The 24,976-nt window shown below is 71.8% G+C and carries 21 protein-coding genes; 3 read left to right on the top strand and 18 right to left on the bottom strand.

Going from position 1 to position 24,976, the window contains the following annotated elements:
• Positions 1-2: 2 nt before the first annotated feature.
• Both GA0070617_RS13375 and GA0070617_RS13370 read right to left on the bottom strand, forming a co-directional pair.
• A complete protein-coding gene (locus GA0070617_RS13375; RefSeq protein WP_091437085.1) occupies positions 3-782 on the bottom strand; it encodes an ABC transporter ATP-binding protein in 780 nt (259 codons plus the stop codon).
• Positions 783-1,910: a FecCD family ABC transporter permease gene (locus GA0070617_RS13370; protein WP_091437083.1), complete on the bottom strand. Its 1,128-nt coding sequence runs from the start codon at positions 1,908-1,910 to the stop codon at positions 783-785.
• A 279-nt stretch (positions 1,911-2,189) separates the two neighbouring features.
• Between GA0070617_RS13370 and GA0070617_RS13360 the strand changes: the two genes are divergently transcribed.
• The gene (locus tag GA0070617_RS13360) at positions 2,190-3,440 is read left to right on the top strand and encodes an MFS transporter (protein ID WP_091437079.1); all 1,251 of its coding nucleotides are present in this window, start codon (positions 2,190-2,192) and stop codon (positions 3,438-3,440) included.
• Here the strand turns inward: GA0070617_RS13360 and GA0070617_RS13355 are convergent.
• The 10 genes from GA0070617_RS13355 to fabI form a co-directional block, all read right to left on the bottom strand.
• Entirely contained in the window at positions 3,400-4,164 is a 765-nt protein-coding gene (locus GA0070617_RS13355; RefSeq protein ID WP_091437075.1) for a class I SAM-dependent DNA methyltransferase, read from the bottom strand. The genes GA0070617_RS13360 and GA0070617_RS13355 overlap by 41 nt on opposite strands.
• A gap of 111 nt (positions 4,165-4,275) precedes the next feature.
• Positions 4,276-5,310: an enolase C-terminal domain-like protein gene (locus GA0070617_RS13350; protein WP_091437073.1), complete on the bottom strand. Its 1,035-nt coding sequence runs from the start codon at positions 5,308-5,310 to the stop codon at positions 4,276-4,278.
• 65 nt (positions 5,311-5,375) lie between these two features.
• Complete coding sequence (locus GA0070617_RS13345; protein WP_091437070.1) at positions 5,376-6,626, bottom strand: ATP-grasp domain-containing protein; 1,251 nt, start codon at positions 6,624-6,626, stop codon at positions 5,376-5,378.
• 66 nt (positions 6,627-6,692) lie between these two features.
• Positions 6,693-7,709 (bottom strand): pyridoxal-phosphate dependent enzyme, encoded by a 1,017-nt coding sequence (locus GA0070617_RS13340; protein ID WP_091437068.1) that lies wholly within the window; start codon positions 7,707-7,709, stop codon positions 6,693-6,695.
• Complete coding sequence (locus tag GA0070617_RS13335; protein WP_229688489.1) at positions 7,696-8,466, bottom strand: GHMP family kinase ATP-binding protein; 771 nt, start codon at positions 8,464-8,466, stop codon at positions 7,696-7,698. The genes GA0070617_RS13340 and GA0070617_RS13335 overlap by 14 nt, the downstream gene beginning before the upstream one ends.
• Before the next feature lie 139 nt (positions 8,467-8,605).
• On the bottom strand, positions 8,606-9,346 hold the full coding sequence (locus GA0070617_RS13330) for a class I SAM-dependent methyltransferase (protein WP_091437063.1): 741 nt from the start codon (positions 9,344-9,346) through the stop codon (positions 8,606-8,608).
• 298 nt (positions 9,347-9,644) lie between these two features.
• The gene (locus tag GA0070617_RS13325) at positions 9,645-10,079 is read right to left on the bottom strand and encodes a hypothetical protein (RefSeq protein ID WP_091437059.1); all 435 of its coding nucleotides are present in this window, start codon (positions 10,077-10,079) and stop codon (positions 9,645-9,647) included.
• Between the two features lie 155 nt (positions 10,080-10,234).
• Positions 10,235-11,086 carry a helix-turn-helix transcriptional regulator gene (locus GA0070617_RS13320; protein WP_091437057.1) on the bottom strand — a complete coding sequence of 284 codons (852 nt, stop codon included), beginning with the start codon at positions 11,084-11,086 and terminating at the stop codon, positions 10,235-10,237.
• Entirely contained in the window at positions 11,086-11,580 is a 495-nt protein-coding gene (locus GA0070617_RS13315; RefSeq protein WP_091437055.1) for a MaoC family dehydratase, read from the bottom strand. Before GA0070617_RS13315 ends, GA0070617_RS13320 begins: the two co-directional genes overlap by 1 nt.
• On the bottom strand, positions 11,580-12,431 hold the full coding sequence (gene fabI, locus GA0070617_RS13310) for an enoyl-ACP reductase FabI (protein WP_091446353.1): 852 nt from the start codon (positions 12,429-12,431) through the stop codon (positions 11,580-11,582). Before fabI ends, GA0070617_RS13315 begins: the two co-directional genes overlap by 1 nt.
• A gap of 212 nt (positions 12,432-12,643) precedes the next feature.
• Here fabI and GA0070617_RS13305 point away from each other — a divergent pair, with 212 nt between their 5' ends.
• Positions 12,644-13,009 carry a nuclear transport factor 2 family protein gene (locus tag GA0070617_RS13305; protein ID WP_091437053.1) on the top strand — a complete coding sequence of 122 codons (366 nt, stop codon included), beginning with the start codon at positions 12,644-12,646 and terminating at the stop codon, positions 13,007-13,009.
• A 289-nt stretch (positions 13,010-13,298) separates the two neighbouring features.
• The gene (locus tag GA0070617_RS13300; protein ID WP_229688487.1) at positions 13,299-14,711 is read left to right on the top strand and encodes an MFS transporter; all 1,413 of its coding nucleotides are present in this window, start codon (positions 13,299-13,301) and stop codon (positions 14,709-14,711) included.
• 19 nt (positions 14,712-14,730) lie between these two features.
• On the opposite strand, the gene GA0070617_RS13295 is transcribed toward GA0070617_RS13300, so the two are convergent.
• The 6 genes from GA0070617_RS13295 to GA0070617_RS13270 all read right to left on the bottom strand — a co-directional run bounded on the left by GA0070617_RS13295 (position 14,731) and on the right by GA0070617_RS13270 (position 24,910).
• Positions 14,731-15,159, bottom strand: coding sequence for a PaaI family thioesterase (locus GA0070617_RS13295; protein ID WP_091437048.1), 429 nt, complete (start codon positions 15,157-15,159; stop codon positions 14,731-14,733).
• Between the two features lie 108 nt (positions 15,160-15,267).
• A complete protein-coding gene (locus GA0070617_RS13290; RefSeq protein ID WP_091437045.1) occupies positions 15,268-16,056 on the bottom strand; it encodes a thioesterase II family protein in 789 nt (262 codons plus the stop codon).
• A gap of 20 nt (positions 16,057-16,076) precedes the next feature.
• Positions 16,077-17,081, bottom strand: coding sequence for an LLM class flavin-dependent oxidoreductase (locus GA0070617_RS13285; protein ID WP_217628798.1), 1,005 nt, complete (start codon positions 17,079-17,081; stop codon positions 16,077-16,079).
• Between the two features lies 1 nt (position 17,082).
• Positions 17,083-18,783: a long-chain-fatty-acid--CoA ligase gene (locus GA0070617_RS13280; protein ID WP_091437043.1), complete on the bottom strand. Its 1,701-nt coding sequence runs from the start codon at positions 18,781-18,783 to the stop codon at positions 17,083-17,085.
• A gap of 23 nt (positions 18,784-18,806) precedes the next feature.
• On the bottom strand, positions 18,807-24,569 hold the full coding sequence (locus GA0070617_RS13275) for a type I polyketide synthase (RefSeq protein WP_091437041.1): 5,763 nt from the start codon (positions 24,567-24,569) through the stop codon (positions 18,807-18,809).
• Complete coding sequence (locus GA0070617_RS13270; RefSeq protein WP_091437039.1) at positions 24,566-24,910, bottom strand: acyl carrier protein; 345 nt, start codon at positions 24,908-24,910, stop codon at positions 24,566-24,568. Before GA0070617_RS13270 ends, GA0070617_RS13275 begins: the two co-directional genes overlap by 4 nt.
• Positions 24,911-24,976 lie beyond the last annotated feature (66 nt).

Here is a 24,976-nt window from a genome sequence, read left to right as displayed (position 1 = left end):
CCCTACCCGAGGGGCCCAGCGGGTGCGTCGAAGAGCAGCTGCGGCGTGCCCGTCCTGGGGTGGGTGACCACCACGGCGTCCACGTCGAACACCGCCCGTACCAGTTCGGGGGTCAGCACCTCCGCGGGCGGACCGACGGTGACCAGGCGTCCCTCGCGCAGCAGCGCGATCCGGTCGCAGGCGGCGGCGGCCAGGTTCAGGTCGTGCAGCGCCACCAACGTGGTGAGCCCGGCCCGGCGCAGCAGGCCGAGCAGGGCCAGCTGGTGATGGATGTCGAGGTGGTTGGTCGGCTCATCCAGCACCAGGACCTGTGGTTGCTGGACCAGGGCGCGGGCGATGAGCACCCGCTGACGCTCACCGCCGGAGAGCGTCAGCACACTGCGGTGCGCCAGGTGCGCGACGTCGAGCATGGCCAGCGCCTGATGGCACAACTCCTGGTCGGCGCCGGTCAGGCGTTCGTGGTCGCGGCGGTGCGGTGCCCGCCCCATCGCCACCACCTCGGCGACACTGAAGTCGAGCGCCACCTGCTGCTCCTGCGTCATGGCGGCCAACCGCCGGGCGCAGGCACGTCGGTCCATTATGGTGATGTCCTCGCCGTCGAGCAGGATCCGCCCGGCGGTGGGCGCGAGCGCGCGGTACACACACCGCAGGGTGGTCGACTTGCCGCTGCCGTTCGGGCCGAGCAGACCCACGACCTCCTCGTGGCCGACCTTCAGTTCCAGGGCGTCGACGAGCCGCTGGCCGTCGACGGCCACCGTGAGGCTGTCCAGCAGCAGGTCCATCTACCGTCCTCCGAACAGGTAGCCACGGCGGCGCATCAGCGCGATGAACACCGGTACGCCGATCAGTGAGGTGACCACCCCGATCGGCAGTTCCAGCGGTGCGACGACCACCCGGCAGAGCAGGTCCACCCAGACGAGGAAGCAGCCGCCGACGAGCGGGGCGACGGCCAGCACCCGGCGGTGGCTGGAGCCGACGAGCATCCGCACGATGTGCGGCATGATCAGGCCGACGAAGCCGATCGCCCCGCTGGCCGCCACCAGGACGCCGGTGATCCCGGCGGTGAGCAGGAACAGCCTCCGGCGGAACCGGGTGGCGTCGACGCCGAGACTCGCCGAGGTCTCGTCGCCCATCGACAGCACGTCCAGGGACCGGCTGCCACGCCAGAGCAGCACCAGACCGGCGGTGACCACCGCCGTGGCCACCGGCAGCGTCGTCCAGTTGGCGGTACCCAGGCCGCCCAGGGTCCAGAACAGGATCGTCCGGGCGGCGTCCCCGCGCGGGGAGAGGAACACCAGCAGGCTCGTGACGGCCTGGAAGGCGTAGGCCATGGCGACGCCGGTCAGCACCAGCCGCAGCGGCGTGAGGCCGGCGGAGCTGCGGGCGGCCAGGAAGACCAGGGTCGAGGCGACGAGGGCACCGGCGAACGCGGCCACCGACAGGGCGTAGATCCCCAGAGCGGCGAACAACCCGAAGACGGCCACCAGACAGGCACCCACCGAGGCTCCGGAGGAGATGCCCAGGACGTACGGGTCGGCCAACGGGTTGCGGACCATCGCCTGCGAGGCGGTCCCGACCACGCTCAGACCGGCGCCGACCACCACCGCCAGCAGGACCCGGGGGGTGCGGACCTGCCACACGATCGAGTACGCCGTCACCTCGTCGCTGCCGATCGAGGCACCGGTGACGGCGGCGTGCAGGTAGCGGACCGTGTCGTCCAGCGGCACCGTCGTCGGCCCCAGCGCGATCCCGACCACGACCGAGGCGACCAGGAGCAGGGCCAGCGCCACGAGCACCGGGGTGAGGGCCCGGCCCGCCGGGGTCGACGCGGACCCCCTGGCCGTCCGCACCGGCCCGACGCCGTCAGTGCCGGTGGTGCGACCGGGGCCGGCCCTCTGCTCGGCTGTCATCGACGGACCTCTCGCTCAACGGACCGGAAGTTGACCCCGATCGGAGACCGGTGCTGCGGGATTGGTCGCGCCCTCGGCACGACTGGTTCCCACCGGGACCGAAATCGCAGACCGGCGCAACTATCGACAGGTTCCGACCGGACGGCACGACGACGACCGTGAGATCTGTGAGACGCTGCCCCGTATGCGGGCTCGGTCCATCGACAGCACCGACCGTCCCACCAGGAGGATGCCCGGCACCGACCCCGCCGCCTGCGTGGCCCGACGCGAGCTGGTCTGATGGTCGCGCCCACATCGCCGCGGGCCGGTACCCGCAACCGCCGCCGGCCGCACGGCAGACCCGGTCACCGCTTCACCGGGGCGCAACTCACCGTGCTGGTGGGCGGCTTCCTGGTCAACGTCGGAAGCTTCGCGCTCTACCCGTACCTGGCCGTCCTGCTGCGGGACCGGATGGGCGTCGGGATGGAACAGGTAGGCCTCATCCTGGGCCTGGGGACGATGGTCCAGTACGGCAGCGCCACGGTCACCGCCGCCCTGGCCGAACGGCTCGGCCTGCGGCGTTCCCTGATCGGGGCCCTACTGCTGTACAGCCTCGGCGGGACGGCCTTCCTCGCCGGCGGCCACCGGGTCGGGTTCACCGTCGCGGGCATCCTGCTGATCTCCGCGGCGGGATCGCTCTACTCACCGGCGTACCGCAGCTACCTGCTCTGCGGCGCCGACGCCGGGCAGCGTCCGCGCCTGGTCTCGGCGGGCAACGCGGCCGGCAGCCTCGGTATCGCGGTCGGCCCGGTGGTGGGTGCCCTGTTCGTGCACAACTCGGGCGGCACCTTCGCCGTGGTCACCGCGCTCTACCTGGTCGTGGCGGTCAGCCACCTCTTCCTCCGCCGGGAGCCCGTGGGCGAACAGACGCCCGCCGTCGAGCCGTTCCGGCGGATGCTGCACGGCATGGCCGTGCTGCCCTTCGCCCTCACCGCGCTGACGTTCTATCTCAACATGCACTTCTACCAGTACCTGGCCGTGTACGCGGAGGGCCGGATGGCGGCGGCGTTCTACGGCGCGGTGATGATGGGTTACGCCCTCATCCAGGTCGCCGTGCAGCCGCTGCTCGCCAACCGGGTCGGCCGGGCCCGCTACCCCGTCGTCCTGGCGGTCGGCTTCGCCGGTTACACCGTCGGCATGGTCGCACTCGCCGACGGCCATCCCGTCACCATCGCCGCCGGGGTTGCCGTGATCAGCCTCAGCAGCGCCCTGTTGTTCCTCAGGAACGACCTGGCGGCACTGGCGGAGTCGAAACGGTCCGCCACGGTGACGTTCGGACAGCAGCGGCTCGCCATCGGGGTGGGTGCGTCGCTCAGCGGGCTCGTCGGCGGCGCCGTCTACGGCAGGTTCGAGGAGGCGAACAGACCGTCCGGTTTCTGGTTGGTCGTCGCCGTCCAGTGTGTGTTGTTGCCGCTGTTGCTGCTCGGAGCCGCCCGGTGGCGCCGACGGGCTACCGCGACCGGTCCGTCGCCGGCTTCTGGTAGACCGTGACGTGGTTGCCGGCGCCGGTGTACGGCTCACCGCGCCAGCCACCCCAGCGGTCCCGGCGGACCAGTCCGGCCATCCGGGCCATGAGATCGAGTTCGGTGGGCCAGGCGTAGCGCATGGCGACCGGCGCGAGCCGGATCCCCTCATTGGTCAGCAGCACGTGCTGCCCGTCGAAGCGCTGGTCGACCGGGTCGTGCCGGACCGCGACGAGCCGCACGGAGTCCCGGTCCACCCGGTGGGTGTGCACGCTCTGGTTGGTGGGTTGGTAACGGCCCATGTCCGGCACGAAGCACTCCAGCACGAACCGGCCGCCGGGCAGCAACCGTTGCGCGACGTTGGCGAAGCAGCGCACCTGCTCCTCCTGGGTCAGCAGGAAGAAGAACGTGGTGTAGACGACGAAGACCATGGCGTACCGCTCGTCGGTGCCCGGGTCGACGTCGGCCATGTCGCCGATGGTCACCGGGATGTCCTCCCCGCCGGGTTTGGTCCGCATCCGTGCCACCATCGCCTCGGAGATCTCGATGCCGTGCAGGTCGATGCCCCGGGCGGCCAGCGGAATGGTCACCCGACCGGTGCCCACGGCCAGTTCGAGGACCGGTCCGGCGGGCTCCTGCCGCGCCAACGCGGCCAGGCAGGCGACGGCATCGGTCGGATCGAGGTCGGTGCGCCACTGGTCGTAGACGTCGGCGTTGAGGTCGCCGTAGGTTTCCGGACCGTACTTCTCCATGGGTCGGTTCCTCCGAGTGCTCGACGATGGGTCTGCGGACGGAGTCCGGCACCGGTGGTCAACGGGGCCGGCGCTCGGGTCAGGACGGGGACCGGTTGGCACGACTCGCTTTCAGCCCGTGGGGACCACTCCCAGGCCGGGGCCCTCCCCCAGCACGATCCGGCCGTCGGCGAGGCCGAGCCCCCGGAACGGGGGATCCAGGAGGTAGAGATGACCGTCGAGGTCGACGTGGTCCGCCAGCGGCGCGAGCTGGGCGGCCTGGCTGATGCCGAGTTCCGACTCGCACAGACAGCTGACCATGACCCCGAGGCCGGCGCGCCGGGCGGCCTCCATCGCCCGCCGGCTGCCCCGGATTCCACCGGCCTTGCTCAGTTTGACGACCATGCCATCGGCGTACGACGCCGCCGCGACGACGCTGGCCGCGTCGGTGCAGCCCTCGTCGAGGTAGACCGGCAGCCGGCCCGGCACCTCCCGGTAGCGGTGGAAGTCGTCGATCGCGGTGGTGGGAAATGGCTGCTCGATCAGGTGGATGTCGAGCCGGCGCAGGTGGGGCGTGAGATCACGGGCGGTCGCGAGGTCCCAGGACTCGTTGGCGTCGACACGTACCGGCAGGTCGGTGACCTTCCGGATGGCCACCAGGACCGCGAGATCCTCGGCGCTGCCGACCTTCACCTTGAAGGCACCCACCGGGGGCGCGTTGCGCACGGCGTGTACCGCCTCCTCGGGACTGGCGATGCTGATGGTGTACACCGTCGGCCCGAACCCCCGAGGCATCCCGAGCAACTTCCAGGTGGGTTGGCCGGCGGCCTTACCGATCCAGTCGTGCACCGCGCCGTCGAGCGCCATCCGGGCCGCGGCCGGCGCGTCCCAGGCCTCGATCCGGTCGAGGACGGCCTCCGGATCGCCGAGGTCGCGACCCAGGACCTGCGCGCCCTGCGCGCCGAGCGTCTCGATGACCTCGTCCAGGGACACTCCGCCGTACGCCGTCGGTTGCCCTTCGCCGTGGGCGACGATGCCGCCGTGGGCGATGGTGACGATGCAGGTGTCGACGGCGGCGAGCACGCCGCGGGCGCTTCGCACCGGTTCGACGAACCGCAAGGGTTCCCGGCGTACGGACAGCTGGACGTCACCGGACGGCGGGCGCATCGGCAGGCCTCTCTGGTTCGGGTCGGCTCCGTCAGGGCCCGAGTGGGTCGGTTCGGGCCACTGGTTCACGGGTCGCTGCGGCGGTGGGTACCGTCTGCGGCACGCGTGTCGACGTGCAGGGCACCGGCCGCGGCCACCGCCCGGTGGGTGGCGATCTCCGCGGTGGGCCCCTCGGCGAGCAGGATGCCGGCGTGTCCGCGGGCGTCGGTGAGGTGCGCGATGTGCGCGCCGATCGCCTTGGTCGGATACCAGGTGGGGTTGCCCGGGTAGCGGGAGAGTTCGTCGAGACCCTGCACGGCGGCCAACACCCCGGCCCGGTCCGGATAGGCCAGGACGAACGCCACGGCCGGTCCACGCGCCGGAAGCGGATGGTCGAGCAGCCGGGGCCGGCGGCCGAGCGCGAGGTCGACGAGTCCGGAGTAGACGTTGAACCCCAGCGCGCGACACATCGACTCACCGACAAGCGCCCCGCCGATGCGGGGGTTCACCTCGATCACCTGCGGTCCGTCGACGGTCATGGCCAGCTCGATGTGCGCGAACCGGTCGGTGTACCCGAGGGCGGCCAGCACCGTGCCGAGCCACTGTCCGATCTTTCGGAAGTCGTCGTCGGGCAGCGCCACGGGGAAGGCCGTCACGTCCTCCCGGAACCAGGGCCGCGGCGACATGAGCCGGCTCGACAGCCCCAGCAGGTGGGTGTGCCCCTGCCAGGTCAGGGTCTCGGCGCTGTAGACCGGACCGGGCAGGAAGGGCTCGGCGAACAACCGCCCGAACAGGGGTGCCCGACCGGCACCGTGACGCAGCCGGTGGAGATCCTCGGCGTCACGCACCAGCCACACGTTCTGGCTGCCGGTGCCCGAGGTGTCCTTCACCACGGCGGGCAGCCCGACGGCCGCAGCCAGCCGGGACAGGCTCAGGTTGTCGACGTCGTCCACCGCGTACGACGCGAACCGACTCAACCCGGCGCGGTACAGCACGTCGCGGACGTGGGCCTTGTCGCGTACCCGCCGGATGACGGTGGGATCGATGCCGGGCAGTCCGAACTCGACGGCGAGCTCGGCTCCGGTCACCCCCCAGGTGTCGGTCGAACTGATGACACCCCGAAGATCGCCGATGGCACGGAGTTGCTCGACCACCGCGCCCCGGTCGTGGGTGTCGACCGGCACGACGTCGATCGCCCCGGGTGGCAGCGCGGCGAGCTCGTGCAGGTACAGCTGCTCGACACCGGTCAGCAACACCAGCCGTTCACCCGCCTCGTCGGCGGCGCGGGCGAGGTGGGCGAGACCGAACGAGAGCATCTCGACGCAGGCGAGGGTCACACTTACATTGTCGAGCGTCGAACCATGCTGGTTCCCGTCGTGAACGACGAATCTCCGGTTGTCCGGTCATCCCCGCGACCACGGTGGATACGGTTGTCGCCGCCACCGCATCGTGGACCATGGCATGGTCAGGTCGCCGAGGGATCCGATCTCCCGTGGTGCCAGCCCGGCCGGGTCCAACGCCTCCCGGTGCCGGGCGAAGACCCGGTCGACGTAGCGGTGTCCGGTGTCGGCACCGATCACCAGGTGGGTCCGGGTGGGGTGCCGGGCAGCCCGCCACCGGGCGGCCAAATAGGCGGCCCCGGTGGAGAGACCGGCGAAGACGGCATGATCGCGCATCAGGGCGACGGCACCCGCCATGGCGTGCCGGAAATCGAGCCAGTGCACCTCGTCGTAGAGTTCGTGGCGCACGTTGTCGAAGGGTATCGAGCTACCGATACCCGCGATGATGGCATCCGGGTCGTCGAACTCCTCGCTGCCGAAGGTGACGCTGCCGAACGGCTGCAGTCCGACCAGTTCGACCCGGTCGTCCCGACGACGCAGGTAACGCACGAGTCCTCCGGTGGAGGCCCCCGAGCCGACCCCACCGACGAGCGTCAGCGACCCCACCCCCAGTTCGGCGGCGACCAGGTCGGCGAACTCCTCGTATCCCAGGTAGTGGATGTCGTCATGGTACTGCCGCATCCAGTACACGTCGGGACGCCTGGCCAGCAACCGGCGAACCCGGCGTACCCGGGCCTCCTGGTCCAGTCGCAGCGAGGACGACGGGGGCATCTGCTCCACGGTCGCGCCGAGAATCTCCAACTGGGCGCGTACCGCGACGTCCACCGTCGTGGAGGCGATGATGTGGCAGCGCATCCCGTACCGGTGGCAGGCCATCGCCAGCGAGGTGGCGTAGATGCCGCTGGAGCTGTCCACCAGGGTCTGGCCCCGGCGTACCACGCCACGGTCGATCAGCGTACGGACCGCGACCAGCGCCGAGTAGATCTTCAGCGTCTCGAACCGGGCGAGGACGATGTTCTCGCCGAGGCGTACCAGGTGCGGGGTCTTGACCGCCTCCGCGATGTGCTCACTGATAGCCATAACCACCCCAGGCGAACGAACACTGGTGGCCGAGCCCGCGGAAGAAGGCGGACACCTCGTCCATCCGCTGCCGGGCGAGCCGACGAGCGAACAGGTAACCGATCACCGCGCCGGTGTGGGCGACGAAGATCCCGTCGGCGCCCAGTCGCTCCCGGTTGGCCAGCACCACGTCGTACGTCGCCTTGGGCAGCACCTGCTGCGACAGGGCGGCGCTGGCGGTGGCCGCGTGGGCCACACCGGCGCTGTCGCCGGCGCGAAACCCCTCCAGCAACTCGTTCAGGCAGTCCCGGTAGGAGGCGCCGTTGGCCCGGTAGTGCCGCAACAGCAGGGGCGTCACGGCGGCGGTGTCGACCGTTGCCGGCTCGACCACGTAACAGGTGTGGAACCCGACCGCGGTGCCGAAGCCGCGCACCACGGTGTGCCGGTCGCTGAGATAGAGGGCGAACTCGTCGAGGAAGACGCTGTCCGCCCGCTCGATCCGGGCGAGGATCTCGGTCACCGCGAGCACGTCGTACGGCAGTTTGAAGATCTGGAACAGGCACCGCAACGTGGCGACGATGTCGGCGGTCGAGCTGGCCATGCCGACCCCGACGTCCAGCTCCGTGTGGCTGCTCCAGCGCCCGGCCGGCAGCTCGAGACCGTAGCGGTCCACGAAGAGGCGAACCGCCCGGGCCGCCTTGGACAGGGCCGGCAGCGCGTCGACGGCACTCCCGGGCTCGAAGTGTGCCCAGGTGTAGCGGTCGACCGGAAAGGACACGATGCCGATGCTCTCCACCCCACGGTACGAGACGGGCCCCTGGAAGAGTTCTCCCAGCGTGCCGTGGCACACTCCGGACACGCAGGTGGGGGCCGGCACGAGCGGATACTCTGGTCTGTCCTGGTGGGTGACGAGCATGTCAGCCCGCCCGGGTGCCGCGAACGACGAGTCGGGTGGCGTGGCAGTCGTACGGCTGGCCGGCGAAGCCGCCGAAACACCGCACGTCGACGAAGCCGGCCGCCTCGACGAGCCGACGCAGCTCGGCGCCACTGTAGAGGCACTGCGTCAGGCTCACCTGACGCACGACGCCGGCGCGCACCAGCGTCCACTCGGTCCGGTACCGGGTCCAGCCGTCGAGAACCGTGTCGTGCATGAAGACCCGACCGTCTTCGACATCGACGACCTTCGGCTGACCGGCCCACCTCGCGTAGCATTCCTTGCCCAGCAGGTCCACCACCAGCACGCCGCCGGGGCGCAGTGAGTCGTGCGCGTTGCGCAGCACCCGCAGGTTCTGCTCGTCGGTGTCGAAGTAGCCGAAGGACGTGTACAGGTTGAGCACCACGTCGAACCGTGCCGGCCGCACGTAGTCACGCATGTCGGCCCGCACCAGTTCGGCCTCGACTCCGGCGTCGTCGCAGGCCCGCCTGGCACGGGCCAGCATGGCCGGACTCAGGTCCACCCCGGTGACGTGGTGGCCCTGTCGGGCGATGGGCACGGTGAAGGTACCGGTACCGCAGCACTGGTCCAGGACGTGGGTGCCCGGCGCGAACCGCAGTAACGGTGAGGTGGCGACGGCTTCCGCCGCACGGGCTGCTCGTTCCGGGGTGAACAGCACTTCGGCGAAGCCGCTCCACAGCTCGTCGTCCTCGTACCAGTTCATGCCCAGTTCCCCTCCGGCAACAGTGACAGCGAGCGGACCGGCGGGCGCTCCCTTGACGGGTGCGACGTCGGTAGCGGTGACACTGTCCATAGTCGTGCCGGAGAGTTCTACGGTTCCCGGATACGCGCAACTTCACGACGAACATCGCGCATACCGGTCAATGCATCTGATTGTTTTACACGAATTGTCGGTCCGTGCCGTGGTGGGTCTACCCGGCAGGGGACCCCCGACCCGCGACGAGGGCCGACCCGGGTCGGACGGAGGATCCCGTCCGACCCGGGTGGCGCGCCAGGCGCACTCAGGACTGTTGCCGCCGCAGCCCCATCAGCTGGAGAACGGCGAAGAGACCGACGACCAGGGCCTGGAGGACGATCCAGACCCGGGCGATGACCGAGGGGTCACCCAGCCCCAGGCCGGTCGCCGCCGCCACCAGGCTCTCCACCACCCAGATGACGTTCACCGCGACGACGAGACCGACGGCACCCCGGGAGACGGCCGGCCGGGTGCCGACCAGCCACACCAGGACACCGAAGATCAGGAGGAAGACTCCCACACCGCGCAGTCTGGTGGCGGAGATGTCGAACAGGTCGCTCAGCACCGGAGCGGCGACCAGATAGGCCAGGCCGTTGACGGCGGTGACGACGGCGTCGAGCTTGAGCGCGAGCCGCAGGAATTTTCCGGCATTGGCCCCGGTGCGAGTGCCGCGGTTCGCCGCGGTAGCTGAATTCGTCATACCTCGAGAATGCCTCCCGCCCGGCCGACTGTCGATTACCTCGGAGATAAGATTCCGGCGGAATCCCGCGATTGAAAATCACCTTCGAGAACGACATTCCGGAAAACTCCGAACGTCGGCCGACACGACATGGTATTGCCCCACGACCGCCGATCTCAGCGGCCGATGCCCACCAACTCCCGGCTACCCCGCAACATCCGCGCGGTCTCCTCGTCGGCCGGATAGAACGACTCGATGGACAGTTCCGACACGGTCACGTCGAGGGGCGTGCCGAAGGTGGCGACGGTGGTGAAGAGATTCAGCACCCCCTCCGGTCGACGGACCCGCAGGGCGACCACGATGTCACTGGCCGGCGGCAGCTCGTGCTCCGGCCGAGGGTCCCGGCAGGGGTAGCCGCGCAGCTCGTCCTCCAACTCGGCCAGGGCCGGGTCGCCGCTGAACTCCGCCTGCCGGCGCAGCCGGTGCAGCAGGTGCGCGCGCCACTCGCCGAGGTTGACGATGTGCGGGGCGAGCCCGTCCGGATGCAGACTCGCGCGCAGGACGTTGGCCGGCGGCGCGAGCAGGGACGGGTCGACCAGGTCGGTCAGGACCGCGAGGCTCTGGTTGGCGTCCACCAGATTCCACGACCGGTCGATGACCACCGCCGGATACGGTTCGTGCCCGCGCAGCACCTGACGCACCGCCGAGCGTACGGCGGCCAACTCCGGTGCCTCCAGGGTGCTCTCCGGATAGACGGGGGCGTATCCCGCCGCGAGCAGGAGTCGATTCCGGTCACGCAGCATCAGATCGAGATGATCCGCGAGTTGGAGGACCATTTCCCGACTGGGGACAGAACGGCCCGTTTCGAGGAAACTCAGGTGCCGGGTGGAGATGTCGGCACGGATGGACAGCTCCAGCTGACTGAGGCGGCGCCGCCGACGCCAGTCCCGTAGCAGCTCACCTACGCCGGGCTTGCTCACGGTGATGGTCATCCTCCGATGATGCGACACCCTCTGTGCGCTGTCCATTACCTCAGAGGTAGAGGTTTCGCGGGACCCGCCGCCTCCACCACCCGGTACAGGTAGGTCACCGCCACCCGCAGCACAGGATCAGCGACTCCCTCCACCTGCACGGACGCCTCGAAGACCGCCTCCACGTAGCCGAGCGGCCGGACCCGCGCGGAGGGCAGGTCGAACCGGGCGCGCACCCGGGACCCCACCGGCACCGGCGCGACGATCCGGATACGGTCGACGCCCTTGTTCAGCGTGTGGTCGACCCCGGCCACCTCGATGACCTCGTCGAGCATCGCCGGCACCAGCGAGATCACCAGGAACCCGTGCGCCACCGGCCGCCCGAAGGGCCCGGTGGCGGCTCGCTCCGGGTCGACGTGGAGCCACTGCCGGTCGCCGGTGAGGGCGGCGAAGCGGTCCACCGCGTCCTGGTCGACGGTGCGCCAACGGCTGACGCCGAGTTCGGTGCCGACCAGGGCGGTCAGGTCCGCCGGGTGACCGAGCCGGCGCATCAGCCGACCGCCCCCGCCGCCGCCCCCGATGCCACCGGGGTCGGGACGACCGGGACCGACGCCCGGGCCACGCGGACCCCGCCGGCACCCATCGCGTGCACCCCACCGTCGACGTGGAGCACCTCGCCGGTGACCGCCGGCAGCCAGTCCGACCACAGGACACAGACCGCCCGCCCGACCGGGGTGGCGTCGGTGGTGTCCCACTCCAGCGGGGACCTGTCCCGCCAGGTCTGCTGGAGCACCTCGAACGACTCGATGGCGGTCGCCGCGATGGTCCGCAGCGGGCCGGCGGCGACCAGGTTGACCCGGGTCCCCTGCGGTCCCAGGGTGTGCGCCAGGTAGCGGCAGCAGCTCTCCAGACCGGCCTTCGCCACGCCCATCCAGTCGTAACCGGGCCAGACCTGCCGGGCGTCGAAGTCCAGGCCCACCACCGATCCGCCGCCGGCGGCGGCCAGCAACGGGGCACAGGCCCGGGTCAACGCCGCGAACGAGTACGTGGAGACCTCCACCGCCCGGGCCACGTCCGGCCAGGGGGTGTCGAGGAAACCGCCGTCGAGCGCCGAGGCCGGGGCGAAGGCCACCGCGTGCAGCAGACCGTCCAGTCGCCCCCAGCGTCGCTCCAGCTCGACGGCGACCGCGCTGATGTGCTCCGGCACCGTGACGTCCAGTTCGAGGACGTCGCAGGGCTGTGGCAGCCGCTCCGCGACGCGTCGGGTGATCCGCAGGGCCCGGCCGAAGCCGGTCAACACGACCTCCGCGCCCTGTTCCTGCGCGAGCCGGGCGGCGGCGAACGCGATCGACCGTTCGTTCAGTACCCCGGTGACCAGAATCCGCTTTCCGGCCAGCAGCATGACGACCTCCTCGTCGCTGACGTCGGCGAGCCACGCCGTGGCGACGATTCTTCGCCGCGCCGCTGACAATCCGGTGACACCGCACTGATCAATCGGCCGAGCCGGTATTACCTGGTACGTAATCGACGCCACCCACCGCCGCGTGACATGTTTCGACCCGGCCGGTCACTTCCGACGGTCATGACCATGCTGGGAAACGGAGTTGGTGAATCATGTCTGACCTGGCCAAGACCGCCGAGCGGTACCTGGAGATCTGGAACGAGGCGGACCCGCAGGTGCGTCTGGAGAAGATCCGGGAGGTGTGGACGGAGAACGCCACCTACATCGACCCGATGGCGAGCGTGAGTGGGCACGACGGCATCAACGCACTGATCGGTGCCGCCCGTGACCAGTTCCCCGGGATGGTGTTCAGCCTCCTGGACACGGTGGACGCCCACCACGACGTGGCGCGTTTCCGCTGGGGCCTGGCGCCCGAGGGGGCGAGCGAGCCGCTGGCGATCGGCTTCGACGTGGCGAAGGCCGGTCCCGACGGGCGCCTCGAGGCGGTCTACGGGTTCCTGGACAAGCTGCCCGGCTGACCCACCCGACGGGGCGCGTCCCCGTCCATCCCCCGGCCGCCGCCACGCCGCGGCGGCCACCGACAGATCTGGCCAAGGTCCTCCTTGCGTGGACTTTGGCCAGATCTGGCCGTACGGTTCCCGACCGGTTCCTCCCGCAGTTGAAAGCGAGCTTCGTGCTGCTGTCACCCCGCTGTCGTGCGCCGCCCCGGGCCGAGCTCCCCACGGTCGTCGGAACCGTCCGGCACCGGATGGTGCGCCGAGGTCGGTCGCCTCCGTACGGCGGGCACTTCCGACGATGGAGAAAGCCGTGCCCAAGAACAGCACACCCGTGCACCGACCGGCCGCCGACACCGGCTCCATCGGCACCCGGCTCGACCGGATGCCGATCGTCAGCTCGCACCGTACGATGACGATGCTCATCGGGGTCGGGCTTTTCTTCGACTACTTCGACAGCAATCTCTCCGGCACCGTCTCGAAGGTTCTGCAACTGGAGTTCGGCGTCGGCGGCACATCGCTGAAGCTCTTTCTCGCCTCCGGTTTCATCGGCCAGTTCTTCGGGTCGATCCTGCTCGGTCGACTCTCCGATCTGGTCGGCCGCCGCCGGGCTTTCATGATCAATCTCCTGCTCTACTCCAGCTTCACCCTGCTGGGTGCCTTCTCCCCCAACGCCACCTGGCTGATCGTCACCCGGTTCCTCGCCGGTGTCGGCATCGGCGCGGAGCAGACCCTCGCCGACTGCTACCTCGCCGAGATGCTGCCGGCCAAACGCCGGGGACGCTTCATCGCCTGGGCGTACAGTCTCGCCTTCTGCGGGGTGCCCGCGGTGGGCTTCGCCGCGCTCTGGCTCGCACCCCGCACGATCCTCGGGCTCGCCGGCTGGCGCTGGGTGTTCATCCTCGGCGCGCTCGGCACGGCACTGATCTGGGTGTTGCGCCGCCGACTGGTCGAGTCCCCCCGCTGGCTGGCCGAACAGGGGCGCGTCGCCGAGGCCGACGCCATCGTCCGCCGGATGGAGGCCGAGGCCGGGCTGCCGACCACGACGGCACCGGTGTCCGACGTGCCGGTCCGCCGGTCGCCCACCCCGGGCTACCGGGTGCTGTTCAGCGCACCGTACCGGCGGCGGACCATCATGCTCTGGACGTTCTGCCTGCTGTCGGTCACGGCGTACTACGGTTTCGGCACCCTCGCCCCGCAGGTGCTCGCGGTCAAGGGGTTCGACGTGGTGCAGGGCCTGGGCTACACCGCGCTGTCCTTCCTCGGCTACCCGGTCGGCTCGCTGCTGGCCGTGCCCGTGCTGGACCGCTTCGAGCGGCGGACGGTGATCTGCGTGTCGGCGGCGCTGATGGCCGCCAGCGGTATCGGTTTCGGACTGGCCACGAACGTGACCATGGTCGTGGTCTTCGGTTTCGGTTACACGTTGCTGAGCAACGTCTTCTCCACCGCCTCACACGTCTATCTGGCCGAGCAGTACCCCACCGGCTTCCGCACCACGGCCGCCGGCGCGGCGTACTCGCTCTCCCGGCTCAGTGCCGCCCTGCTCCCCTTCGTCCTGCTGCCGGTGCTGACCGGGGCCGGCGCGGGCTGGCTCTTCACCGTGATCGCCGGCTGCGTGGCCGTCATGATCGCCACCGTGCTGGCGCTCGGCGGCCGGACGACCGGGACCTCGGTCGACCTGCCCGCACCCCCTGCGCAACAACCCACTCCGGCCGGACGCCACTGATCGGGACCGCGCACGCCGCTCAGCGCAGCACCAGCTGGGACTGGACGGCGTGCGCGACCCGGGTGGCCCCGCTGCCGGCCGGCGCGTCACCGCCGGACAGCTGGTGCAGATCGGTCGCCACCACGATCACACTGCGACCCACGTGCATCGGCCGGGCCACCGCCCGGACCACACCGCGCCGCACCGCCAGGAAGAAGTTGCACTTCACCTCGATGGTCGTGGTGACCGCCCCGGCCGGGAGGTTCAGGAACGCGCACACGCCCCCGACGGAGTCGGCCAGCGACACCAGCGCGCCGCCGTGCATCACCTGGCCGACGGTGCACAGCGCCGGCGACCAGTCCAGCTCGGCGCTGACCTCGGTGGCGTCGAGCCGGTCGAAGCGCACCCCGAGCGTGGCGGCGAAAGGCATCAGCTCCCGCAGGCGCTCGGCGGTCAGGGCCTCGGACATCTCGTTCTCCGCTCTGCCGACCGGCCGTGACGCACCGCGGGGTCCACCGTCGGACGACGGTGGACCCCGCGGGGACGACGACCGGAACTCCCAAGACGTGGTGCCCGGTCAGCTGCCGACCAGCGCCGCGAACCGGTACAGGTGCCGGACGAAGTCGGTGGTCACGGCCAGGGCGTGCGTGTCGATGTAGAAGTGTCCACCCGGGAACTCGCTGTTACCCAGGTACTGCGGGCTCCGGTCCCGCCACGAGTCCATCGCGTCAGGCCGTTCCATCAGCGGATCGGACCGCCCACCGTAGGAGGCGATCGGGCAGTTCACCCGGGCGCCGTCGTCGACGTACTGGGCGCAGACCGCCAGGTCGGCCCGGAGCGCGGGCACCACCAGGGCGAGCATCTGCGGGTTGTCGTAGATCTCGGCGGGGAACGATCCCAGCTTCTTGATCCACTCCACCATCTCGGACTCGGGCATCCGGCTCTGCTCCTCGGTGGGGATGAAGAACCCCTGCGGCGCCCAGCCGGACATGCCGAGCAGGACCGGGCCCCGCTCGCCGCCGGCCTCGATCCGCTCGGTGAGCTGGTACGCCAACTGCGCACCCATGCAGTGCCCGAAGAACGCGTACGGCCGGTCGTCCAGCTCGGCGGTGATCGCCTCGTGCAGGGCGTCCATCAGGGGTTCCCAGTCCTCGTGGGACGCCTCCTCCCGCCGGTTGTGCCGTCCGGGCAGGGTGACCGCCTGCGCCCCGACGTCCCGGGGCAGCAGGTCAGCCCACTCCCGGTAGATGATCGCGCCGCTGCCGGCGTGCGGGAACAGGAACAGCCGGATCGCGGCGTCCGGGGACGGCTCCACCGGGTGGAGCCACTGTCCGGCCCCGGAGGTCGCGGCGAACTGGTCGCTCATGGACGTACTCCCCTCAACTGTCAGGCGGTGGTGGTGGTGGTGGTGAGGGCCGCGGCCCGGACGGCGGGCAGCAGCACCTCCCCGATCTGCTCGAGCTGCGGCCGCGGGTCCAACGACCCGATCCGGATGACGATGTGCCGGGCACCGGCCCGCAGGTAGCCGACCAGCCAGTCGGCGCACTCCCGGGCGCTGCCCCAGCCGTACGCCTGGATCTGGCTCATCGTCTCCAGTGACCGGCCGTAGTAGCGCTGGACGTACCGCTCCAGCTCGGCGTAGGCCCGGTCCCGGTCGTCGTCGACGGTGAGCGTGGCGTACAGACCCGGGGTGACCGCGTCGGCGGGGCGTCCCGCCTCGACGCAGAGCCGCACGATGGTCTCCCGGGCGGCGGCGTAGCTCTGCGCGGAGGGCAGGAACGGCAGCCAACCGTCGTAACGGCGGGCGACCCGGCGCAGGACCCGGGGGGTGTCGCTGCTGGCCAGCCAGAGCGGCGGCCCGCCGGGCCGGTACGGCGGCGACAGCCGGTCCAGCCCGGCGGCCGACCAGTGCCGCCCGGTGAAGTCGGCCGGGGCCTGCGGATCCCGGCTGTGCCACGCGGTCCGCCACAGGTCGACGATCTCGTCGAGGCGGCCGGCCCGCCCGGCGAAGGAGGCCCCGACCAGGTCGAACTCCTCCTCCGTCTCCGGAATGGGGAAGCCCGAGCCGAGCCCCAGCGTCAACCGGCCGCCGCAGGCGTGGTCCAGGCTGGCGAGCATGCTCGCACCGAGCACCGGGTGGCGCAGCGCCGGGGTCATCGCGGCCGTGCCGACCGTGACCCGGGTGGTGGCCGTACCGACGGCGGCGAGCACGACCAGCGGGTCCAGTCGTGGTCGGGCGACGAGCGAGTCGCCCGTCCAGACGGAGTCGAACCCGAGCAGTTCGACCTCGCGGGCGAAGTCCAGCAACGCGGGCATGCCGGTGTCGCCGGTGATGGCCTGCTCCCGGGTGGGCAGCAGCACTCCGATCCGTGGACGGTCGTCGGTGGGCACGTCAGTCTCCCTTCGTCGCCGACGCGGCGACCGATGTGGGCGTCGATACGGCGACCGGTGTGGGCGTCGGCACGGCGGTCGGGGTGGGCGTGGGCACGGCGGTCGGTGTGGGCGTCGGCACCGCGGTCGGTTCCGCCGCCCCGGCCTCCTGTTGGAGTCGTTCCCGGACGATGCGGCGCAGCACCTTTCCGGACGGGTTGCGCGGCAGCGCGTCCGCGACGTGGTACCCGACCGGGATCTTGTAGTCGGCGATCCGGCCCCGCAGGAAGGCCGACAGTTCCCGGCCGGTGGCCCGCCGGCCGGGGCGCGGCACGACGACCGCGTGTACCGCGTCGCCCCAGCTCGGGTGGGCCACGCCCACCACGGCCACGTCGGCGACGGCCGGATGCTCGGCCAGCTCCTTCTCCACCTCGGCCGGGTAGATGTTCTGCCCGGCCACGATGATGGTGTCGTTGATCCGGTCGCCGAGGAAGAGATAGCCGTCGGCGTCGAGCCGGCCGGCGTCGCCCATGTGCAGCCATTCGCCGACCAGGGTGGCCGCCGTCGCCTCGGGCAGGTTCCAGTAGCCGAGCATCCGCGCCGGGGTACGGACGCACACCTGCCCCATCACGCCGGGCGGCACCGGCCGGCCCTCCCGGTCGACGATCTTGATCTCGGTGCCCGGACAGGCCCGTCCCGCCGCCCGCAGCAGCCCGCTGCCCGGCACGTGGTCGGTCGGCGGCAGGCAGACCGCCACCGTGCCGGTCTCGGTACTGGCGTAGATCTGGGCGAACTCACAGCCGAAGACCTCCAGGCAGCGTTGCAGCAGCCCGGTGGAGATCGGGGCCGCGCCGTAGGCGACCTTGCGCAGCGAGGCGAAGGTGTCCGGGCCGACACCGCGCTCCTGGAGCATCATCGCCAGCATCGCCGGGGCGACGAAGGTCGTGGTGACCCGGTGCTTCGGGATCAGCCGGACCGCCTCGGAGGGCAGGTACATCCGCAGCACCACGTTGGTGCCGCCGGCGTTGAAGGTGTGCATGAACCAACCGATGCCGGCGATGCCGAGCCCGGGCAGCGAGATCAGGGCCACGTCGTCGGCCCGCCAGTCGATCCAGTCGACGCCGGCTTCGCGGGACGCGGCGGGCAGGGTGAAGAAGCTGCGGTGGGCGAGGACCACCCCCTTCGGGCGGCCGGTGGTCCCGCTCGTGTAGATCTGCACCACCGGGTCGTGCGGCCCGCAACGGTGCTCCGGGACGGTGTCCGGGGCGTCGGCCCGCCAGGCGCGTAGCCCCGCCCCCGGGTCCCCCGGGTCGTCGCCGTCGAGCTCGACGACCCGGCGCAGCGCCGGCAGTCCGGCGCGGACCTGTTCCACGACCGTCCGGAACTCCCGCTCGACGAGGATCAGCTCCGCGGTGGAGTCCCGGACGATGTGGTCCACCTCGCCGGCGGTCAGCCGCCAGTTCACCGGGACCAGCACCGCGCCGATCTTGGCGCAGGCCAGCACGGTCGAGTAGTAGTACTCCGATTCCCGGCCCAGGAAGGCCACCCGGGCTCCGGGGCCGATCCCGGCCGCCCGCAGGGCGTGCGCGGTGCGGTTGCTGCACCGGTGCAGCTCGGCGTAGGTGGTGGCGCGGTCCTGGCACCAGATGGCCACGTGTGCGCCACGGTGGTGCGCGTGCGCCGCCGACGTCGCGGCCAGGGTCCAGTCGTCGGGGAGATCCACAGCTCCTCCACGGATGTGTGTGGTCAGCGGACGTGCTCCGCGGCGAAGCGGCGGTCGAGGAACTCCACGAGCTGCCGCGGCGAGGGGTGGTCGAAGGTGAGCGAGGCGGGCAACGCCAGCCGCAGTTCCCGCTCCAGTCCGGTCTTGAGCTCGACCGCCATCAGCGAGTCCAGCCCGAGCGCGACGAACTCCACGCTCTGGTCGAGGTCCGCGGCGCTGTCCAGGTGCAACGCCCGGGCGACCTGCTCCCGGACCAGCGCGCCGATCAGGGCGGCCCGGTCTGCCTCCGGGCGCAGCAGCCGCCCGTGCAGGTCCGAGCCCTCACCCGCACCGGCGTCCGGGTCGACCACCCGCGAGTAGAGGGCGTTGCCGGACGGGTTGGCGCCGGCGATCCGCGCCCAGTCGTACTCACCGACCACCCGGTGCGCCACCGGTCGCTGCCACAGCTCGGTCAGGGTGGCCAGCGCCCGTGCCGGAGAGAAGAAGCGGATGCCGCTGCGGTCGATCTCCCGGACGAACTGCTCGTCCAGGCGGGCCGACATGCCCACCTGCGCCCAGGCACCCCAGTTGATGCTCAACGCGGGCAGCCCCTGTGCCGCCCGCCAGACGGCCAGGGCGTCGAGGAACGCGCTGGCCGCCGCGTAGTGGGCCTGGGTCGCACCACCGACGATCGCCGCGACCGAGGAGTAGACCACGAAGAACTCGTGCTCCGGGAACCGACGGCTCGCCTCGTGCAGCAGCCAGCCGCCGTACACCTTGGGTCCGAACTGCTCGTCGACCGCCGGCCAGTCGAGCTTGGCGATCAACTCCTTGCCGATCGCGCCGGCCGCGTGCACGAACCCGCCGACCGGCCGGTCGAGCGCCCGCAGCTGGTCGGTCAGCCGGTCCACGTCGCCGGGGCGACCGACATCGGCCGCGACCAACAGCACCTCGGCCCGCTTGCGCAGCTCGGTGAGGACCGCGGCGGCCTCCGGCGTGGCCCGGCCGGAGCGGCTGACCAGGGTCAGATGCCGCGCACCGAGGTCGACCAGCTTCCGAGCGGTGACCAGGCCGAGCCCACCGAGACCACCGGTGACCACGTACGTCCGGTCCGGCCGGATCCGCGCGCCCGCCCCGCCGTCGGTCGACGGAGCCGCGTCGGTCGGTCCGGGTTCCAGGCGCAGCAGCACCCGGCCCGGCTGCGGTTCCCGCCCGGCCACCCGCAACGCCTCGGCGGCCTCGTCGAGCGGGTACTGGGTGATCTCCGGCAGGCCGGTGCAGTCGGCCAGCGCGATGGCCATCCGGGCCGCGTCCGGCAGGGCTGCCAGGTCGGTGCCGTCGGCCAGTGCCGCGGCGGCCACCGCCACCGCGGCGGTCGACCGGGCCGGGTCGGGCAGCGCCAGCGCGCCGGCCACCGGCAGGGTCACCGACCGGGCCACCGCACCCCGGTACGCGACCACGACCGTGCCGCCGGGGGTGAACCCGCCCTCGGCACCGACCTGCCGCACGGTGCCCACGCCGACCACCCGCCCGTCGGGCAGCGGTGCGACCCGGTCCAGCCGGACCCGCAGCTCACCGGCTGCGGGCGGGGTCACCGGGGCGGGCGCCAACTCCACCTGACCGTCGTCACGGGTCCCTACGGTGAACCCGCCCGGCCACGGCGGGGTGTGCTCACCGGGCAGCAGCCGTCGCGCGTACCTCCGGCCGGCGCGGAAGGCGAGCTGCACCTCGTCCGGACGGCTGGCCCGCCACTCGTCGACGAGCGCGGCGAGATCCGCCGGCCCGCCCAGGTCCACCATGGTCGCCCGGTACTGCGGGTACTCGGTGAGCAGCACCGGGCCGAAGCCCCAGACGGACGCGGCGCAGAGGGTCCCGCCGGTCCCGGACGCATCGCCGGGCAGGGTCTGCGCCCCCTGAGTGACCAGCCAGATCCGCGGCGGCCGTTCGGCGCCGGCACGGTCGACGGCGGCCACCGTGCGCAGCAGGTCCCGGTAGTTCTCCTCGGACTCGGCGGTGAGCCGCCCGGCCGACATCGGGCCTGCCCCGCCCCGCCAGAACCAGGCCACGTCGGTGACGGTCGGATCGCCAAGCGCGGCGGCCAGCTCGTCCGGTCCCGGCACCGGCGTCACGGTGATCCCGGCGGCGGGGTCGAGGCCGGTCAACGCGGCCCGGGTGTCCGGATCGGCGTGGGCCAGCACGACGTGGCGGGCCGGACCCGCGACGGCGATACGGCTCTCCCGCAGCCAGTCGACCCGATGGGTGAAGCTGCGCGGCCGGGCCGGGTCGGTGGCGGCCAACCGCACCCCGAGCAACTCGGCGACCGGTCGGTCCCCGTCCAGGAGCAGCACGTCGGCCTGCCCCGTCGGATCCGTGTCGGTCGGGGGCCGCAGCCGGGCCCTGACCAGCACCCGCTCGCCCCGGGGCCGCCGGAAGAGCCGGACCGATCCGGCCGCCGTCGGCAGCTGTCCGGGGCCGGCCGGGTGCAGTACGGAGATCGCCTGCAACGCGCACTCCAGCACGTCGACCGGTAGGTGCTCGCCGGGCAGCGCCTGCCGGTTGGTAAGCGCACCGGTGATCACCTCGCCGTGCCGTACCGCCCGGGTCAGCAGCCGCAGTCGGGGCCCCGGTGTCCGGCCGACCGAGGCCAGGTCGAGGTAGCCGGTGTCACCGTCGCGCTCGTCGTCGACCACCCCGTCGGGGGTACCCGGGTCGCCGGCGGGGCCGGCCGGTTCCGCCGACTCGGTCACGACCGCGCTGGCGTGCAGGGTCTCGTCGGCGCCGCCGCCACTGGACACCCGCACCTCCACCGCGTCGTCGCCCCGGGGGGTCAACCGGGTACGGACCACGGTGGGCTCGTCGGTGAGCGTCAGCGGCGCGTGCAGCGTCACCTCACGCAGGGCGCCACCGTGCTGGCCGAAGACCTCGTCCTGGACGGCGAGGAGCAGTTCGACCACCGCCGACAGCGGCACCACGACCGTGCCGTCGACGACGTGGTCGCCGAGGGGGGCGGGGCCGGTGGCCCGGTACCGGGCGGTGAACTCGCGGGGCTGCGCGCCGGGGACCTCCCGGCCGAGCAGCGGGTGCTCGCCGGGAGCGGTCGCGGTGGCCGCCTCGGCCTGCCCGCTGGCCGCCGGTAGCCAGTACCGCCGACGCTGGAAGCGGTAGGTGGGCAGGTCCACTGTGTGCTTCGGCCGGTCCTGGTGCACGCCGGTCCAGGAGACCGGCAGCCCGGCGGTGTAGAGGTCGGCGAGCGAGCGCAGGGTCACCTCGGCGGTACGCTCACGCCGGCTGAGGCTGACGAACCACCGCTGCGAGTCGGCCGGCACACACTGGCGGGCCTGCGCGGTCAACGTGCCGGACGGCCCGAGCTCGATGATCGCGTGCCGGCCACGCCTGGCGATCGCCCGCACCCCGGCCAGGAAACGCACCGGCTCGCCGATGTGCCGTACCCAGTACTCCGGGTCGGCGACCTCGGCGTACCGGGCGACCGCGCCGGTGAGGTTGGAGACCAGCGTGACGGTCGGCTCGTGGAAGGTGATCCCGGCCAACGCGGCCCGGAACTCGTCGAAGACCTCGGCCATCAACGGGGAGTGGAAGGCGTGCGAGACGGTGAGCCGGTCGACCCGGATCCCCTGCCCGCGCAGGTCGGCCAGGAAGCTGTCCAGCTCCGCCGACGCCCCGGAGACCACGCACTGCCCCGGGCTGTTGACCGCCGCCACGGCCAGCTGCACCCGGCTGGCCAGCATCGGCTCCACCTGTTCGACGTCGGCGTGCACCGCGGCCATGCCGCCCGGGGCGGTGACCGACTGCATGAGTCGTCCGCGCGCGCTGACCAGGGTCACCGCGTCCTCGACGGTGAACAGGCCCGCCACGGTGGCGGCGACCACCTCGCCGATGCTGTGCCCGAGCAGCACGTTGGGGCGGATCCCCCACGAGGTCCAGAGCCGCGCCAGGGCCAGTTCGAGGGTGAACAGGGCCGGCTGGGTGAGCCAGGTCTGGTCGATCTCGGTGGGGTCGGTGAGGTCGCCGAGGAGCAGGGCCCGCACCGAGCGGCCCAGGGGGGCGGCGAAGAGGTCGTCGCACTCGTCGACACACCGCCGGAAGACCGGGAAACGGTGGTAGAGGTCGGCGCCCATGCCCGCGTACTGGGAGCCCTGGCCGCTGAACATGAACGCGACCTTGCGGATGCCGGCGGGCGCGGGCGGGTCCTCGTCGGCGGCGATCGCCGCCAGCAGCGCGTCGAGCTGCCCGGGGTCGGCGACGATCCCGGCGCGGCGGTGGCTGTGGTGGGTCCGGCCGACGTTGCCGGTGTAGCAGAGCCGGTCCAGGTCGACGTCGGCCCGTTCGGCCAGGTGCTGCCGGTACGCCTCGGCCTGCGCCCGCAGCGCGACCGCGCCCTTGGCGGAGAGGGTGAAGACGTGCCCGGCCGGCCGGAGGTCCGGGCCGGTCGACGCGGGCGCCGGCTCCGGCGGGGCCTGCTCCAGCACCACGGCGGCGATGGTGCCGGCGAAACCGAAGCTGTTCACCACGGCCCGGCGGGTCGACGCCGGCCACGGGCGACACTCGGTGGGCACCTCGACGGGGTAGCTGGCCCAGGGGATGCGCCGGGACGGGGTGCGCAGGTTCAGGTGCGGGTAGATGGTCGCCGAGCGGAGTTGGAGCATCGTCTTGATCAGTCCGACGATGCCGGAGGCGGGTTCCATGTGCCCGAGGTTGGTCTTGACCGAGCCGACCAGCAGGGGGTTGCCGTCGCGGTGCGACTCGGCGAAGACGTCGTTGATCGCGCCCAGCTCGATCGGGTCGCCCAGCGGGGTGCCGGTGCCGTGCGCCTCGACGTACTGGATGTCGGCCGGGGTGAGCCGGGCGGCGGCCAGCGCGTTGCGGATGACCACCTCCTGGGCGGCGCCGTTGGGCACGGTGAGTCCGGCGCTGTCGCCGTCCTGGCCGACCGCCGTGCCACGGATCACCGCCAGCACCCGGTCACCGTCGGCGTGGGCGCGGGAGAGGCGCTTGAGTACCACCACGCCGCAGCCCTCGGCCCGGACGTAGCCGTCGGCGGACTCGTCGAAGGTCTTGCACAGCCCGTCGGGGGCGAGCATCTGCCCGTGCGAGAAGATCACCGGGATCCTCGGGTGGTGCAGCGCGTTCACGCCACCGCAGAGCGCGAGGTCGCACTCCCCCGCGCGCAGTGCCTGCACCGCCAGGTGCAGCGCGGTCAGCGAGGAGGAGCAGGCGGTGTCGACGCTCACGCTCGGCCCCCGCCAGCCCAGGAAGTACGACAGCCGGCCGGAGAGCGGGAACATGGTGATGCCGGAGGCGAGGTGTCCGTCGAGATCGGCGTAGGGCAGTTCGCTGATCTCCAGGGCGTAGTCGATGGAGCTGGCGCCGACGTACACGCCGCCGTTGCCCCGGCGCAGCGGAGCCGGGTCGATGTTGGCGTGTTCCAACGCCTGCCACGCGGTCTCCAGCAGCATCCGCTGCTGCGGGTCGATGTACTGCGCCTCCTTCGGGGAGATGTTGAAGAAGCCGGCGTCGAACTGGTCGATCCGGTCCAGGAACCCCCCGCCGGTGGTCTGGATCTTGCCGCGTTCGCCCGGCTCACGCGGGGTGAAGGCGGCCACGTCCCAGCGGTCCCCGGGCAGGTCGACGATGCCCGAGCGGCCCTCGCGCAGGAAGACGTCGAAGTCCTCCACCGAGTTGCAGCCACCGGGGAAGCGCAGTCCGACGCCGACGATCGCGATCGGCTCGTACCGCTCGGCCAGCAGTTCCTCCACCGTCGGGACCGACCGCGGTGCCGCGTCGGTCATGACACGGCCTCCACCGGGGCCGCGACGACGGGCTCGGCGGGCCGGGTCGGGTCGAACTCCCGTACCAGGTGGTCGACCAGCTGGTCGATGGTCGGCCGGTTGAACAGCACCGTCGCGTCGATGCCGAGGCCGAGCTGCCGTTCGAGTCGCTGCCGCAGCTCGATCAGGCGCAGGGAGGTCAGGCCGAGGTCGAAGAAGCCGCTCTCCAGCGGCAGGTCCTCGTCGTCGTCCATCAGCAGGGCGGTCTTGAACTGCGCGAGGACCAGGTTCTCCAGCGCCTCCCGGCGCTCGGAGGCCGGCAGGTCGTGCAGGTGCGCGACATCGGGCAGGGCTTCGGTCATGGGGACACCTCGTCGTTCGTTCGTGCCGGGGGCGCGGTCACCGGCGCGGCCGCGGCCGGGAGGCCC

The sequence above is a fragment of the Micromonospora yangpuensis genome, assembly GCF_900091615.1.
Taxonomy (GTDB): domain Bacteria; phylum Actinomycetota; class Actinomycetes; order Mycobacteriales; family Micromonosporaceae; genus Micromonospora; species Micromonospora yangpuensis.
The sequence above is the reverse complement of the archived record's forward strand: the minus strand, read 5'-3'. Positions and strand labels throughout refer to the sequence as shown.